At 56.8% G+C, this 16,266-nt stretch carries 14 protein-coding genes; 12 read left to right on the top strand and 2 right to left on the bottom strand.

What is annotated here, in order from left to right:
• Window positions 1–18 precede the first annotated feature (18 nt).
• The 10 genes from cheZ (at window position 19) to ACT3UM_RS03450 (ending at window position 11,636) form a co-directional block, all read left to right on the top strand.
• Entirely contained in the window at window positions 19–720 is a 702-nt protein-coding gene (gene cheZ / locus ACT3UM_RS03495; RefSeq protein WP_498896137.1) for a protein phosphatase CheZ, read from the top strand.
• A gap of 105 nt (window positions 721–825) precedes the next feature.
• Window positions 826–1,992, top strand: coding sequence for a flagellar biosynthesis protein FlhB (gene flhB / locus ACT3UM_RS03490; RefSeq protein ID WP_498896135.1), 1,167 nt, complete (start codon window positions 826–828; stop codon window positions 1,990–1,992).
• Window positions 1,989–4,076 (top strand): flagellar biosynthesis protein FlhA, encoded by a 2,088-nt coding sequence (flhA, locus tag ACT3UM_RS03485; protein WP_498896133.1) that lies wholly within the window; start codon window positions 1,989–1,991, stop codon window positions 4,074–4,076. The genes flhB and flhA overlap by 4 nt, the downstream gene beginning before the upstream one ends.
• 59 nt (window positions 4,077–4,135) lie before the next feature.
• On the top strand, window positions 4,136–6,319 hold the full coding sequence (flhF, locus tag ACT3UM_RS03480) for a flagellar biosynthesis GTPase FlhF (protein ID WP_498896131.1): 2,184 nt from the start codon (window positions 4,136–4,138) through the stop codon (window positions 6,317–6,319).
• A complete protein-coding gene (locus tag ACT3UM_RS03475; protein ID WP_498896129.1) occupies window positions 6,316–6,882 on the top strand; it encodes a hypothetical protein in 567 nt (188 codons plus the stop codon). The genes flhF and ACT3UM_RS03475 overlap by 4 nt, the downstream gene beginning before the upstream one ends.
• A gap of 25 nt (window positions 6,883–6,907) precedes the next feature.
• Entirely contained in the window at window positions 6,908–7,339 is a 432-nt protein-coding gene (locus ACT3UM_RS03470; protein WP_498896127.1) for a flagellar protein FlhE, read from the top strand.
• A gap of 26 nt (window positions 7,340–7,365) precedes the next feature.
• Window positions 7,366–8,067: an RNA polymerase sigma factor FliA gene (locus tag ACT3UM_RS03465; RefSeq protein WP_498896125.1), complete on the top strand. Its 702-nt coding sequence runs from the start codon at window positions 7,366–7,368 to the stop codon at window positions 8,065–8,067.
• Between the two features lie 40 nt (window positions 8,068–8,107).
• Window positions 8,108–8,929 (top strand): motility protein A, encoded by an 822-nt coding sequence (locus ACT3UM_RS03460; RefSeq protein WP_498896123.1) that lies wholly within the window; start codon window positions 8,108–8,110, stop codon window positions 8,927–8,929.
• Between the two features lie 5 nt (window positions 8,930–8,934).
• Entirely contained in the window at window positions 8,935–9,609 is a 675-nt protein-coding gene (locus ACT3UM_RS03455) for an OmpA/MotB family protein (protein WP_498896121.1), read from the top strand.
• A 23-nt stretch (window positions 9,610–9,632) separates the two neighbouring features.
• On the top strand, window positions 9,633–11,636 hold the full coding sequence (locus ACT3UM_RS03450) for a diguanylate cyclase (RefSeq protein ID WP_498896119.1): 2,004 nt from the start codon (window positions 9,633–9,635) through the stop codon (window positions 11,634–11,636).
• Between the two features lie 19 nt (window positions 11,637–11,655).
• Here the strand turns inward: ACT3UM_RS03450 and ACT3UM_RS03445 are convergent, their stop codons facing one another.
• Window positions 11,656–12,228: a hypothetical protein gene (locus ACT3UM_RS03445; RefSeq protein ID WP_498896117.1), complete on the bottom strand. Its 573-nt coding sequence runs from the start codon at window positions 12,226–12,228 to the stop codon at window positions 11,656–11,658.
• 216 nt (window positions 12,229–12,444) lie between these two features.
• Here ACT3UM_RS03445 and ACT3UM_RS03440 point away from each other — a divergent pair, with 216 nt between their 5' ends.
• Both ACT3UM_RS03440 and ACT3UM_RS03435 read left to right on the top strand, forming a co-directional pair.
• Window positions 12,445–14,556: an adenosylcobalamin-dependent ribonucleoside-diphosphate reductase gene (locus tag ACT3UM_RS03440; protein WP_498896115.1), complete on the top strand. Its 2,112-nt coding sequence runs from the start codon at window positions 12,445–12,447 to the stop codon at window positions 14,554–14,556.
• A gap of 61 nt (window positions 14,557–14,617) precedes the next feature.
• Window positions 14,618–15,403: a ribonucleoside-diphosphate reductase gene (locus ACT3UM_RS03435; RefSeq protein ID WP_498896113.1), complete on the top strand. Its 786-nt coding sequence runs from the start codon at window positions 14,618–14,620 to the stop codon at window positions 15,401–15,403.
• 4 nt (window positions 15,404–15,407) lie between these two features.
• Here the strand turns inward: ACT3UM_RS03435 and ACT3UM_RS03430 are convergent, their stop codons facing one another.
• Entirely contained in the window at window positions 15,408–16,151 is a 744-nt protein-coding gene (locus ACT3UM_RS03430) for a Crp/Fnr family transcriptional regulator (protein ID WP_498896111.1), read from the bottom strand.
• Between the last annotated feature and the right edge of the window lie 115 nt (window positions 16,152–16,266).

The raw sequence follows: 16,266 nt of genomic DNA, 5'->3' as shown, positions 1-16,266 counted from the left end.
TAACGAGGAGACAACATTATGAGCCAGAATGAGCAGTCCGATTCTGCCCAATCGTCCGAATCCGAACAAGCCGCTGAAGACCTAATTCATCGCATCGGTAAGTTAACGCGCATGTTGCGCGAAAACATGCGCGAGTTGGGGCTAGATAAAGAAATCGAAAAAGCGGCTGAAGCCATCCCCGATGCACGCGACCGCCTGCACTATGTCGCCACCATGACGGAGCAGGCTGCAGATCGAGCGCTCAATGCCGTTGACCGTGCGCAGCCGCTGCAGGATCAATTGTCAGACCGAGCGGAAGCGCTGGATAAGCGCTGGGCCGAGTGGTTTGAAGCGCCGAAAGAGCTGGATGAGGCCAAAGCACTCGTCGTTGAGACACGTACTTATCTCAGTGATGTGCCCGATGTGGTGTCAGCCACAAATAAAGAACTGATGGAAATCATGATGGCTCAGGACTTTCAAGACCTGACCGGCCAGGTGATTAAGAAAATGATGGACGTGATCCACGAGATCGAACATCAGTTGGTACAGGTACTCATTGATAACGCGCCGGGCGACCATGCACGAGAAACGCTGCAGCGCAAGGCCGAGGATCAGTGGAAAAGCGACAGTGCACGACGTAACGAAGAGCTTTTGAATGGGCCGCAAGTGAGGGATAATGTACCTGAAACCGTCTCTGGGCAGGATCAAGTAGACGATTTATTGGACGAGTTAGGCTTTTAAAGCACTCTCCTCAAAAGCCTTATAGGTTAGTAAGTACGCCATTCAGCCGTCCCTAAGGACGGCTGAATACGTGATAAGCTTCGCTCCACCTGGCCGGATAACCGTATGGCAGATAACGATAGCGACCAGGAAAAAACCGAAGAAGCCACGCCCAGGCGGAAAGAAAAAGCCCGTGAAGAGGGTCAAGTTCCCCGTTCCCGCGAGTTAAATACCTTCTTACTTCTGCTGGGTGGGGTGATTGGCCTCTATAGCATGGGCGGCATGCTCTATGACCAGTTAGGCGCGATGATGGAGCAGGCCTTTCTGTTTGAGCGTCGCCAAGCAATGGAAAGCACGCCAATGCTAGTCAATGCATTGGATCTTGGCCAACGCACGCTATTTGCCATGATACCGCTGTTTTTACTGTTAGCGGTGATTGCATTAGTCGCCCCCGGGCTGATGGGGGGCTGGCTGATATCGGGTAAATCGATGCAGCCCAAGTTTTCCAAGCTAAACCCTATTAAGGGCGTAAAACGCATTTTATCAACCCAGGCGCTGATTGAGTTGGCCAAAGCTATCGCCAAGTCAGTCCTGGTGGGCGGCGTCGCCGCGACGTTTTTGTATTACAACATCGGCAAATTTATGGCGCTAATGGATCAGCCTATCCAGCAAGCGCTTACCAACGCTCTAAGCATGGCCGCTCAGGCGGCTGGGCTCATGGTGCTGGTGTTGATCGTGGTCATTTTGATCGATGTGCCTTTCCAGCTCTGGGACAATGCCAAGAAATTGCGCATGAGTCAGGAAGAGGTCAAGCGTGAGCATAAAGAGTCCGAAGGTGACCCGCATGTGAAAGCACGCATTCGCCAGCAGCAGCAGGCTATGGCGCGGGGTAGGATGATGAGCAAGGTGCCTGAGGCGGACGTTATCATTACCAACCCCACGCACTACGCGATCGCGCTGGTCTACCAAGAAGGTAGCATGGGCGCGCCGCGGCTGGTGGCAAAAGGCGCCGATGCGGTGGCTGCGCGCATTCGCGAAATCGGTGAAGAGGCCGGCGTGCCACGATTACAGGCAGCGCCATTGGCCCGCGCCCTGTATCATCACGTCGATCTAGAGGCGGAGGTGCCCACTGAGCTGTATACCGCAGTGGCGGAAGTCATGGCCTGGGCCTACCGACTCAAGCAAGTCGCACAACAAGGAGGCGAGGTGCCCCCAACCCCCGATAACCTGCCGGTACCACCGGAGATGGAAAACCCCGGGCATGGCGCCGGTGGTAATGAGGCGCAACCATGAAAGGCTTAAACCAACTAGTGGGTAAGCGCGACTGGATGGGCGATGTGCGCATGAAGCTGCTGGTCGGACCGCTGCTCATTCTGATGATTTTGGGCATGATGATTGTGCCCTTGCCCCCTTTCGCGCTCGATTTACTCTTCACCTTCAATATTGCCCTGGCCATTATGGTGTTAATGGTCAGCATGTTTACCCAGAAGCCGCTGGATTTTGCGGCATTTCCTGCTGTGTTGCTGTTTACCACGCTATTGCGCCTGTCGCTCAACGTCGCCTCTACCCGTGTGGTGTTAATGGAAGGGCACCAAGGCGGTGCATCCGCGGGCAAGGTCATTGAAGCATTCGGGGCGTTCCTGGTCGGCGGTAATTTTGCTGTGGGTCTAGTGGTCTTCCTGATTCTGGTCATCATCAACTTCATGGTTATCACCAAAGGTGCTGGCCGTATTGCAGAAGTGGGTGCGCGCTTCACCCTGGATGCGATGCCCGGTAAGCAGATGGCCATCGATGCCGACCTCAATGCCGGCTTAATCGGCGAAGACGATGCCAAAAAGCGTCGCGCAGAGGTCTCACAAGAGGCTGATTTCTTTGGTTCGATGGACGGCGCGAGTAAGTTTGTCCGCGGTGATGCCATTGCCGGTTTGGTGATTATGGTGGTCAATATCATCGGCGGGCTGATGATTGGTATGCTGCAGCACGATATGAGCTTTGGCGCGGCAGGCCAAACCTATATGCTGCTGGCGATCGGTGACGGTCTGGTGGCGCAAATTCCTGCTTTGGTAATCTCCACCGCAGCGGGTGTCACGGTATCCCGGGTCAGTATGGATACGAACGAAGATATTGGCCAGCAAATGCTCAGCCAACTGTTCGTTAATCCTCAGGTACTGGTGTTGGCTGCCGTGGTGATGGGCATGCTGGGTATGGTGCCCGGCATGCCCAATTTCGTCTTCCTCTTCTTTACTGCGCTGCTGGCTGGCCTAGCGTGGCTGTTATCGCGCCAAAAAGAAAAAGCGTTGGTCAAGGAGGAGATTGCCGCGGCACCGGTACCTACACAAGAGACCCCCGAAGCGAGTTGGGAAGACGTGCAACTGGTCGATACCCTGGGCCTGGAAGTGGGCCATCGCTTAATCCCGCTGGTCGACTCACGCCAAAAAGGGGAGCTGCTGGGGCGCATTAAGAGTGTACGTAAAAAGTTTGCCCAAGAAGTGGGCTTCCTGCCGCCGGTGGTGCATATCCGCGATAATCTCGAGCTGCCGCCTAACGCCTATGTGCTCTCCATGAAAGGCGCTGAAATTGGCCGCGCCGAGGCACAGCCCGGCAAGTGGTTGGCGATCAATCCGGGTCAGGTCTCCGGCGAGCTGCAGGGCACCCATACACAGGATCCTGCTTTTGGCCTGCCCGCCGTCTGGATTGATAGCAGCCAGCGCGAACACGCTCAGGTGTATGGCTACACCGTGGTGGATGCCAGCACCGTCATCGCAACCCATTTGAACCATCTGTTACACCGCCACTCACCCGAAATGCTGGGGCGTCAGGAAGTGCAGAAACTGCTGGATAAAATGGGCGATGATCAAAAAGCGTTGGTTGAAGAGGTGATTCCCAAAGCTATTTCGCTGACGGTGTTGCAGCGTATCTTGCAAAACCTGCTTGACGAAGATGTCTCGATCCGCGATATGCGCACTATTCTGGATACCCTGGCGGAATACGCCGCCCAGCAAAAAGATCCTAACGAGCTGACAGCGCTGGTGCGTGTCTCGCTGGGGCGTGCCATTGTCCAGCAGTGGTTTGCGGGGCAGGAGACGCTTAATGTCATGGGGCTGGATGCCCAGCTGGAACAAGTGCTGGTTCAGGCCATGAACGGCAACGGCGCCATGGAGCCTGGCTTGGCAGAAACGCTGATGACCCAGGCCCAGCAAGCACTGGAGCGCCACGAAAGTTCCGGCGAGCCGCCGGTACTGGTCGTGCAGCACTCGCTGCGCGCGGTGCTGTCGCGCTTTTTGCGCCGCCGTTTACGCCATATGTCAGTGTTGTCCCAGGCTGAAATTCCCGATGACCGCACATTAAGAGTGACCACAATAGTTGGCGGACGTTAATGATGGCCCGCCGTGATAGGCTAGCGTCGACCATTTCCAGAACAGACAAAAGGTAAATCATGAGCGTTAGACGTTTCGTGGGAGCCAACAGTCGTGATGTGATGCGCCAAGTGCGCGAAACGCTCGGTGAAGACGCCTTGATTGTGGCTAATCGGCGTACCGAAGGGGGCGTTGAAATTTTGGCCATGGCGGATGAAGCCATCGACCACTTCGAACCTTCACCGGAACCCGGACCTCTCGAAACGCCGACAGCACCTCCACCGCAAGACCCGATGCAGGCGATGAGCGAGCGCTTACTGCGCGAAATGCAGGACATGCGTGCGCTGCTGGCAAACAACCAGTCAGCCCATGCCGCCTCACCCATGCCAGCAGCGCCCACCGGAACGGCTGCGCGGCTGCGCCAACTGCTATGGAACGTCGGTTTTGGCAGCGAGCTCGCCGATGAACTGCTGGCAGGGTTGCCCGAACCATTAACCCGCGTCGATAGCAATAGCGAAGCGCCGCTGCAGTGGCTGCGTCAGCAGTTAATGGATCGGCTCTGCGTGCTGAGCGATGAGCCAAGCTTCTTTGATCAAACCGGCATTGTCGCCCTGGTGGGGCCGACAGGGGTGGGCAAAACCACCACCACCGCCAAGCTGGCGGCACGTTTTGTGATGCGCCACGGTACGCGCCCGGTGGCGCTGGTGACCACCGACAGCTTCCGGATTGGCGCCCACGAGCAGTTGCGCATCTATGCGCGTCTGCTGGATACGCCGATGTACGCGCTGGATGCCGAGCAACCCATCGACGACTTGCTGGGGCGCCTGCAGGGCAAACAGTGGGTGATTATCGATACCGTGGGTATGAGTCAGCGTGACCAGCGGGTGATTGAACAGATCGCCCACCTACAGGGCGGACGCTCACGGGTACGCTTGGTATTGCTGCTGAATGCCGCCAGCCAGCCGGAAACCCTCGAAGAAGTCGTGCTGCGCTATCGTCAAGCCGCGCGAGCAGCGGGGGCAGAGCTCGATGACTGTATTATTACCAAGCAGGATGAGGCGGGGCGGCTGGCGCCGGTATTAGACATTATTATGCGCCACGGGATGCGTGTGCTGTTTGGTTCAAATGGCCAGCAGGTGCCTGAAGATATGGCCATAGCTGCCCCCGACGCTTTAGTCGACCAGGCGCTTAGCACGGCAACGCCGCAGCGTGAACGAGCACACAGTGCTGAAGCCCCGATGGCAATGCCACGTTGGTCCCGGGATGTACTGGGTCAGGGGCGTCGCTTGTCGTCGCTACTGGCGAGGCTGCGCCAACGCGTCACCGGTTTTGCGGAACTAGAAGAGACCTGGGACCTCGCCGCGTTGCCGAGCCGTGTGCAAGAGCAGCGTTTAGACGCACTGCTCGCCGGCTATCCCGCGGTGGAAACCACCTTAGGTATGGCGTGGTCAGCGCGGCGCAATGAGCGCGGCTGCGACTGGGCAATGCCGGACATCGGGCTGGATAGAGATGGCGCCTGGCTGGCGTTACCCTGGTTGCAGCATCGCCACGTCGCAGGATGGCAGCCGCGCTTAGCCGCGCTGACTGAATCAACCGGTGTCGCGGTACACCTACTGCCGCGCTTTCCCGAACCGGAGGCACTCGTCTGGCTGGAAGCCGAGCATTTGACCTGGGTCAGCCAAGTAGCCCCCAGTCATAGAGTACTCTTTCACCATGAGCGCCAGACCCTCCGTCAGTTGTTTAATGACAGTGTGCTAACACACCATGTAGGTGTGCGCTTTCGTGGCCAAGCGGTGCAACTGTGGACTGCCTACGCCGAGGTGGAGGACGCCAGTGGCACTGCGCTGCTCGCCTGGTACGGGGAAGTGCGCGACCCGGAAAGTGCCAAAGTGGTGGCGCGTCGCTACTGGCTAACCCCAGCACGGCTGGGGGCCGAAGTGCTCTCGCTGTTGTTAACACAGCTGCAAAGCGAAGGCTTGGCCGCCTTGACGCGGCGCGCGTGGCAGCAGTTAAAAGAGGCCGATAGCGGTGATCTCAATGCCGAAGTCCGGCTTTTGATGGCCAGCGGTGTGGCGTCGGTTGCCGGACATCTTGATGTGGCCGATGACGAGGAAGCGCAGACGCTGCGCGGCGATCTTCTTAACCTGCTGGGCACCAGTCGGCGCCGCCGCGATACCGGTATGCTTGATGCGCTGGTCTACGCCTTTATGGCGCGGGATGCGATTCGTCAAATGGGCAGTGTGAGTCGAGAGGGTGTGGCGTGAGCGAACAAGATCAAGCCTCGGGACTGCGCAAGTGGGCAAACCTGCAGCGCCAACAGCAGCAGGCTGAGGGGGCTGTGGATGTTGCGGCGGCCGAGCCTGTGAACGAACACACTTCACCTCTATTAACGCCGACGCTAGCGGCAGTGGAAGAGCCAAAGACAGTGGCGCCGCCCAGGCCCAAAATTCCGCTTATAGTGGTGGGGCTACCCGGTAGCGGCGCATCCCAGGTGAGTAAGGTCAAAGCACGACTGGGGCAGTGGTCATCGTTAGGTCGAAACTGGGCCGGTGACCCTGATGACTGGGATATTCGCATCGTCATGGCGGAAACGTCTGAGCTAGCTCAACTGCGCGATCAATACAGCCGCTGGGCGCTGTGGATCAGTAGCGATGCCGATGCCTTTGCTGGCATGTTCCGCACCTTGCGCCAGTTGCATGAGCGTGGTGGGCCGCGTCGTTTGCTGGCGCTCCATGAACCGCACTTGCCGCGCCAGGGGCTACTCGATAACTTGCGTGAGGCTGCTGATTACTACTTAAATACGGAGTTACTGGTACTTGCACGATGAACGCACTCTGCCAAGGAGACCAAGCATGCTAAGCTGGCCATTAAGAGGGAAACTGCTACTGAGCATAGTACTGCTGGCAGGGTGTCTACTAGCAGGGGTAACGGGAAACGCCCAGGCGACACCCGGTAGCTGGAGCAGTCAGATACCAGGATTGATGGTGGCGATGAGCGATCGGGCAAGCGCTAGTCAAAACGCAACCCCGCCCGCTACCGCTAACAATGTGCAGTCGGCGCAGCTCGGGCGCATTCATTGGCAGTTTCAATACCCCCCAGGTGCGCATTTAAACGCTTGGCTGTGCCATCCTGAGCAGTGCATTGCGTTAACCGGTATGCGGGGTTCTACCACCGCACTAGCGGGGCGAGATGCCAATGCACCGTTGCATTTTCGCTTCGCCTTACGTCCAGGTCAGCGGCCTGTTCGGGTGCAGGGATTGCAAATGATTGTGAATTATCAGTGAAGACTGGATAGCCGCGAGGCGAGAGCATGTACACAGCACAAGGCAGAATTAAACAGAGTGAGCTGTTGACGCAATACATGCCGCTGGTGCGACGTCAGGCCTTGACGCTTCAGGTCCGTTTACCCGCTAGCATTGAGCTCGACGACCTTATTCAAGCCGGGATGGTGGGGCTGCTGGAAGCGCTGGGGCGCTTCGACGCCACCCAGGGCGCCACCTTCGCGACCTTTGCCAGTCAACGTATTCGCGGCGCAATGATGGACGAGTTGCGCACCCGCGACTGGTTGCCGCGCAGCGTACGCCGCTCAGCGCGGGCGGTTGACCGCGCCGTTCGCCAATTAGAGCAACAGCTCGGGCGGGCACCGGAAGAGCACGAAATTGCTCACCACCTTGAGATGCCGCTGAGCGACTATCAGCAGCTTCTCAATGACACCAACAGCGGCCAACTGTTGCCGTTTGAAGAGCTAGTGGCCGATGGCGGCGAGCCTATTAGTCATGAACTGGGCAATTCACCCTTCGATCAGTTGCTGGATGGCCAGCAGCGGCAAACGCTGATTGACGCGATTGAAGCGCTGCCCGAGCGTGAAAAGCTGCTCATGGCGTTGTACTACCAAGAAGAACTCAATCTTAAGGAAGTAGGCGCTGTGTTGGGCGTAACGGAGTCACGCGTTTCTCAACTGCACAGCCAGGCCGTAAGTCGTTTACGCGCTCGCTTACACGACTCGGCATAACACTTCTTTTTACTCACTTGTGACCGGCAAGGAGCCGTGGATGAACCCTTCGACGCTGATAGGCATATTTGCCAGCATACTGCTGCTGGTGAGCGTGCTGTTTTTCACCGCAGAGTCCGCTGAAAGTTTTATAAACTTACCGGGGCTGGCCATAGTAGTGACCGGTACCCTGGCGGCGACCTTTATCAGCTATCCGCTGAAAGAGGTGCTCCGCGTCGTACGGCTGGTGGGCTTGGTGTTTCGGCGCGAAAATACCTATATGCGTGACGATATCCGCGAATTGGTGGATATGTCACGGCTGTGGTTTAAAGGCGATGTGCGCGCGGTTGAGCGCGAGTTGGAGCATACCCGCAACCCGTTTTTACGTACAGGGATCCAACTGGTGATTGCCAATACCAAAGAGGATGAAATTTTTGACATGCTGCGCTGGCGGATCGCCCGCCTTAAAGCCCGTGAGCATGCCGAGGCACAAATATTTCGCACCATGGCCACCTATGCTCCCGCGTTTGGCATGATCGGTACCCTGGTAGGGCTGGTCAATATGCTGGAAGTCATGGATGCAGGCGACTTGCAGGTGATTGGACCGCGCATGGCGGTGGCCCTGCTGACGACCTTTTATGGCATTTTACTCGCTAACTTAGTGTTTAAACCGATTGCGGTGAAGTTAGAGCGCCGCACCGAAGAGCGGCTGATTACCATGAACATGGTGTTGGAAGGTATTTCGCTGATTACCAAGCGTCGCCTACCGTCGTTTATCGAAGAGACACTCAACTCCTTTGTGGCTAACTACCACGATGAAATTCGTGATAACAGCGTCAAACCCAGGCCTGATTCGTCGGTGAGTTCAGCGGCCAAGGGGTAGGCCCGATGCTAGATCGCGATACACGCCATGCGCTGGAAATGACGCCGTCGCCAGGCGATGGCGAAGATGGTTGGCTTACCAGCTATTTGGATGTGCTGACGCTGCTCATCACGCTCTTTGTACTGCTGCTTTCACTGACGCCGCCGGGCGGCGGTGAAGCGGCTGATACTGCTTTCATGCGCTCGGCCAGCGCGGTATCATCATTGCCGCTGGCGTCTCTGGCCACCGGCATTCAGCCTCGACATGCGGGGGTACAGCCGCAGTTTGACGGGCTTGATATTCCTGGGGTCAGCGTTTCGCAAGGCCGCGAAGGGGTGACGCTGCGGATTGATACCAGCCTACTATTCCCCAGCGGCCAAGCGGTATTAACCCCCCAAGGGCGAGGCGTGGTCGAAAGCCTTATCGGTGTGCTGACGAATTTTGATGGCCAGATATCGGTGGAGGGCCATACCGACAGTGTGCCGATTTCAACGGCTCGCTTCCCCTCGAACTGGGAGCTTTCATCAGCCCGGGCTATCGCCGTGGTGAGGCATTTAGAGCGTCAAGGGTTCAATATTTCTCGTATGCGGGCCGTCGGATATGCCGATACCCAACCCATGGAACCGAACGCAACCGCGGATGGGCGAGCTGCCAACCGGCGCGTAGAGCTGCTGCTAAGACAGCAGGTCGAGGGTGAATAGATTGCGAGGCCACGTTTGTGTCCATGTACCACCCGCGATTGCAGTCGTTTGGTACCCTGCTGGTATTAGATGCTGATTGTCGACGCATCCAAGCCAATAGCACTAACTTAACCCGCTTAACCGGTGTTGAGCGCCCTGAAAATGGGCAGCTCACCCTTGGCTGTGTGTTGGGGAAACGGCTAAGCCAGCGGGTGCGTCGCGAAATGCACGGGCAGCAGCGGCTTTCCGGCCCGCTAGTGTTTATTCGTTCCAAGCATAGCAACGTGCGTTTTCAGCTCCATGCTTACCGGGCAGGCGAGCAGGTTATCGTCGAGATTGAACCACTGAATCCCCAGGGTAAGCGCCGCTTGCTCGGCACCGTCAATGAGCGGCTGATGCGCTTAGCGGAAGCCACCCATCAGGAAGAGCTGCTCGACTGCTTGGTTAACGCGATTCAACAACTTACCGGCCATGACCGCGTCACTGTGTGCCATTTTGATAGTGATTGGCATGGTTTGATGATCGCCGAAGCGCTAGAAAAACAGCTGCCCTCGCTGTTGGGCCAGCGCTTTCCCGCCAGTGACTTCCCTATCGCCTTACGCAAAAGTTACCAACACTACCCCGTGCGGTTAATTGAAGACGCTAACGCAGCGCCTGAAACCTTGATACCCAACTACCCAGCTAGTCTTAGCGGCAGCTTTTTACGGGCTCCTGCCCCGGAACGACAGCGCTATTTAAATCGGTTGGGGGTACGCGGCTCACTTAGTTTGGCAATGCAGGGTGATACCGGCTTATGGGGGCTGGTATTTTGCCACTCGGCCGCACCGCACTCGGTTGAGCCGTCGGCACGTGATGCCGTTCGTACCTTGGTGCAGATGGCCACCCAGCGCTTACTGCTGCTCCGGGCGCGCCAAGAAGCCCGCTACCTGCAGCGGGTTCAGGATAGCCTGGCACTGAGTGCCCGAGCGCGTAGCGAGCCACAAAGCCCCCAGCAGCTACTCCAGGAGCAGGCGGCTACCTGGATGAAGCTGTTTCGCGCCCATGGTGTAGTGCTATGGGTGAATGGCGGCGTTTATCAAGCAGGCGTGACGCCAACCCCAGAAGCCATTAGCCAGTTTGTGCTACGCCTGGAAAGAGCCCACGTGCATAGCGGGCCTTGGTGCACGCGCGAAATCGCCAAAGAGACGTTAACCTGTTCGCTGGCCATGCCGGAGCAGTGTGGAGCCCTGGCGGTGCCGCTGCCAATGAGCTCAACCCAACGCGCCTGGCTGATATTTTTTCGCCCCGAGCAGGTGGAAACGCTGTATTGGGCGATGCAGCCTGCAACCCATCCTCAAACTGTGGCGCTCGTGACCCCGTCGGTTGCCTGGCATGAGGAAGTGGTGGGTAAGAGCGAAGCCTGGCAGCGGGTTGAGCGCTTAGCGGCAGTTGACCTGGGTGAAGATCTGACGCTGGCCATTTCAGCCTATGAAATTAGCTCGCTGAATATGCACCTGGAGCACGAGCGTAAAGCCCTTGCCGAGGCCAACCAGCGGTTGGAGCAATTAGCCCATTTTGATCCCCTAACCAAGGTGTGGAACCGGTACCGCATTGAAGAGGCGATCAACGCTGAGCTAGTGGCCGCCAAGCGCTACGCGGCCGCTTTCGCCCTCTTGTTGTTTGATGTGGATAACTTTAAGCAGATCAACGATGCCCACGGCCATAGCGTGGGTGACGATGTGCTGGTGGCCCTGGCGCGTTTAGTGGAAAGCTCGCTGCGTGGCTGCGACCACCTGGGCCGCTGGGGCGGTGAAGAGTTTATTGTGCTGGCGACCCACTCTGATATTGACGCCGCTATTGGCCTGGCCGAACGACTGCGCTCACTGGTCGCAGAGCTGCGTATAGAAGGGCTTGAACAAACCATTACGGTGAGTATCGGGGTTGCCGTTTGGCGGTCTGGGGACAACTGCAAAACCATTATCTCACGGGCTGACGACGCTATGTATCGCGCTAAGCATGGCGGACGCAACCGCGTTGAAATGGCGCTAGAGCCCGTGGTGTCGATTTAATAATTCATACTTTATTGAATTATTGAGTGGCTGACCCATGGCTTTCACACTGCGTCATCATTCGGTTAATCGCGGCGTCGGCGCCTTGCAGGCTAAAGGTCATCGTCCACGGCTCGCGCTCTTGCTGGTTAAAGCCGAGAAACAGTTGTTCGCCCTGGCGCATATCGGCCATCAGGGATGCCAAGTCGCTTAAATAAAAGTGGGCATAAAATCCATCATCGCCGCGCTCGGTGATAAATTCGGCCATCGTGTCGATGACGGGCTGTTCATCGACGCGTAGTCGAGTAGGCACCAGGTCCACCGCCCGGCTCTCTCCCTGCTGCTGCTCAAGGGTGACGCGCATCTCCAGCCAGGGTAAATCGCATACTCCCGACGTGGCGTTCAGGCTTAGCGTCGCGTCCGAGTAGCTGTGGGCTTCCACCGCCCGATAGTGGTGTTCGTCTCCCAGCGATAGCGTCATGGACTGCCAATGCTCGTGGGTGGTGACGTCGTCGGTATTAAATGTGGCTGCATTAGCCATGGGCGTTGTGATCAGCAATGAGACGGCCATTGCTGTCGTTATTAAGGTAGTTGCCGTCATGATCTGAGCCATCTAACCAAAATCCTTAGACTATTAACCGAAAAAAACAGTCTATAGCGTGTGGGTGAGGGACAAAAGTGTAAGGTGCTGATTTTTCTATATATGGTAGAAAAATTTAAAAAAAGCGCCTCATATGGTGTTAAGTCGTGTCTATACTTCACCTCGTTGCCATCTATATTCGTTCCAATTGAGCGCTATATTCACCCCGCTGTGAAGGAGTTTTGCGACATGAGCACCGCTGCTAAGGCTATCAAGACCTCTAATGACGTCCCGATGCAGGCCCCCTCGCGGGAGATCTGGGATGCCAAATACCGTCTTAAGGATCGTCATAGCCAGCCCGTCGATCAGGACGTCGGGGCGACGTTTGAACGGGTTGCACGCGCTCTTGCTGCGGTGGAAGGCGATAAAGCCGAAGAGTGGCTGCCGAAATTTCGTTGGGCGCTGGAAAATGGCGCTATTCCTGCCGGGCGCATTCTCTCCAACGCAGGCGCTGAGGCCTACAAGCCGGCGGTGAGCCTGATTAACTGCACCGTCTCCCGCACTATCCGCGACTCCATGCGCGATATTCTCGACTCGGTGGTTGATGCAGGTATGACGCTGAAATCCGGCGCAGGCATCGGCTACGACTTCTCGACGCTGCGCCATAAAGGCGCGTTCGTCTTCGGCGCTGGCGCGGGCACTAACGGCCCGCTGGCGTTTATGGATATCTACGACAAGATGTGTTTCACCGTCGCCTCTGCCGGTGGCCGCCGTGGCGCCCAGATGGGCACCTTTGATGTGGGTCACCCGGATGTGCGCGAGTTTATTCAGGCTAAGCGTGAAGCCGGTCGCCTGCGGCAGTTTAACCTTAGCCTGCTGATCACCGATGAGTTTATGGAGGCGGTCAAGAACAATGCAGATTGGCCGCTGGCTTTTCCGCTGCACCCCGGTGAGAAAGACGACGTTAAAGCGCAAGACCTGATCTACCGCGACTGGCCGGTGGTTGAAGAGGGCTACACGGTAGATGCCGAAGGCCGCGTTGCCTGCCGCATTGTTGAAGTGATCAAAGCACGGGAGTTGTGGGACACCATTATGTCCTCTACCTACGACTACGCTGAACCCGGTTTTATCCTGATCGACCAAGTGAACCGCATGAACAACAACTGGTTCTGTGAGGATATCCGCGCTACCAACCCCTGTGGCGAGCAGCCGTTGCCACCTGAGGGTGCCTGTCTACTGGGTTCAGTGAACCTGACCAAGTTTGTGATTGACCCCTTTGGCGCCGAGCCGCGCTTTGATTGGGAACGCTATCGCAAAGTGGTCGCGATCTTCACCCGTATGCTCGACAACGTGGTGGAAATTGCTGGCCTGCCGCTGCCCCAGCAGCAGCGTGAAATCGAAGCGAAGCGTCGCCACGGAATGGGCTTTCTAGGCTTAGGGTCGACGCTCACCATGTTAAAGATCCCCTACGGCTCTAAGCAGTCGCTGGTATTCACTGATGAAGTCAGCCGCCATCTAGCCATTGAGGGCTGGAAACAGGCTCTGGAGCTTTCTCAAGAGAAGGGTATGGCGCCGGTGCTCGAACAGGAGCACACCATTACCCCCAAAATGCTCCGCGAACGGCCACAGTTGGCCAAAGATGGCTACGAAGTAGGCGATCAAGTGCCAGGGCGCATTCTGCACGCCCGTTACAGCCAATATATGGCCCAAGTGGCCGAGCATGAGCCGGAGTTGGTGGCACAACTGGCCGAGCACGGCGCGCGCTTTACCCACCACAGCTCGATTGCGCCGACCGGCACCATCAGCCTGTCGATGGGTAACAATGCTTCCAACGGCATTGAGCCGTCGTTCTCGCACCGCTACTTCCGCAATATTATCCAGTCGGGTAAAAAGACCAAAGAGCAGGTCGAGGTAGTGTCGTTTGAGCTGGCCGCCTACCGTCACTTTATCGCTGCAGACGCAGTAGAAAGCGACTTGCCTGACTATTTTGTCACTGCTGACGCGATCTCGCCTGAGCAGCATGTGGCGGTTCAGGCCGCTGCCCAGTACTGGGTGGATTCGGCGATCTCGAAAACGGTCAATGTGCCGACGGATTTTGCTTTTGAGCAGTTCCAGGGGCTCTATTTGCAGGCCTATGAAAGCCGCTTGAAAGGCTGCACAACCTTCCGCTTTAATCCTGAAGCCTTCCAGGGTGTGCTGGTGCGTGAAGATGACCTTAAAAACACCACCTACGTGTTTGAGCTGGAAAACGGTGAAACGCTAGAGCTAAATGGCAACGAGACGGTGATTTATGACGGTGAGGAGCATAACGCTGCCAACTTGTTTGATGGCTTAAAAGAGGGCACCTACGGCAAATGGTGATGCCGCGTTAAGCGCCATCTATTCACTAACGCACACCTTTGCTAAACGGAGATATATTCCCATGGCTGTTGAAATTACCTCGAAAATTGTTGGTTACCGTATCAAGCAGCAGGAACAGGCCGCGCCCGCTCCTGAACTCCTGGATGAAGATCCGCTAACGGTGCGTATTCCTTCCCGTCCGGAAGGCACCTTAGAGGCGGTGTCGGAAAAGATTTCATACGTAGGCGCGGAGGGGCGCAAGAAAGTCTATCTGCTAGTGTCGTTTATGCCGGTGGAAGGTGTGATTGGCGGCAAGCGCGTGGTGATTGAGCGGCCAGTAGAGTTCTTTTTCCCGTCAGGGCAGCTCTCCAGCGAGCACCAGTGGATCACCGCGACCATGCGCAGCCTGTCGTTGGCGGCGCGTGGTGGTTACGTTACCCAGGCGGTGGCGGATCTACGTAAAGTAGCCTGGGACAAAGGTTTGGTGCGCTGTGGCATGAATCGCTGGAACAAGCCGATGTTCCACGATTCGGAAGTGGCGGCGATTGCCTGGTCGATTCAGCAGATTCTCTATCGCCGCGGCTTTCTGGATAGGGACGGTAACCAAGTGCCGGTTGAACAGCTGGTGGAGCGCTATGCTCACCGTATGCAGCATGGTCATGCCTGGCAGCCGGAAGAGAGCGCAGAAGTGGATTCAGTCGAACAGGGGGCGATTGAGCCGATTGGTGGAGCGGGGGCCGCGGGAAAAAAGCCTGAAGGCAGTGGCCCCGCCATAGTGGGTAACTGCCCCGAGTGCCGCGGCGAGCTGATCATGATGGATGGCTGTCCGACCTGCTATGCCGGCTGCGGCTGGTCCAAGTGTGGCTAGTTTGTTAGGCGGAATCGCCTAGCAGTGGCCTGACGTTGTCGGTGAGATAGCAATCATCGAATTCACCTTCAGCACAAAGCGCTGGTAAGTCTGGAATGGTGACATGGTGGCGGTCGCGAAATACCAGGCCGTCTTCACTAAGCGCCGTAAAGGTGCGGCTAACGTGTACCGGGCTTAGCCCGAGCACATCGGCTAACTGTTCCTGTGAGAGCGGCAGGCGGAACTGGTTGCTAATATCCGGGTTGGTTTGGCGCAGCCTTAAATACATTTCATACAGAAAATGTGCCATTTTCTTACGGGCACTGCGTCTGGCCAGGGTGACGAGGCGCTCAGTGAGCAGCGCCTGCTGACGGCTGCCAATGGCAAACATGACCGAGGTGAGGGGCAGCGACTGGCGAAATATTTCCAGCATACGTTTATGCGGGAAATGACAAATCACGCCATCATCAATCATGCGCACATTTTCAAGCCGCTGCGAGAAGGCAAACTCGCGCAACCCGATGATATCGCCCGGCAAAAACACTTCGAGAATCTGTCGGTCACCATTCTCTAAGTGACGGTAGGAGTAAGCCCAGCCACTTTTTAGCGTGCAAAACTCATTGGCCGCATCGCCCATCTCCCAGAGTAGCGTGCCCGACTTAATATGGGTTGGGCTCTCCTCTAGCGCCATGAGCAATCCCTTCTCATCATCGCTTAATGAGCAGTAGTGATTGAAGTGCTTAATAATACAGCTGTTTTCCTGACCCACGACGACTACCTCCAGCACAGGATTGGATAATACTGCTAACGATTATCTGCCTGCCACTATAAACGATGTGGCCATCTACTGCGTCGCCCAAATAGGCTAACTAGCGTACCTATTT

The organism is Halomonas sp. AOP13-D3-9, assembly GCF_052379125.1.
Taxonomy (GTDB): Bacteria; Pseudomonadota; Gammaproteobacteria; order Pseudomonadales; family Halomonadaceae; genus Vreelandella.
This window is presented reverse-complemented; position numbering and strand designations above follow the sequence as displayed.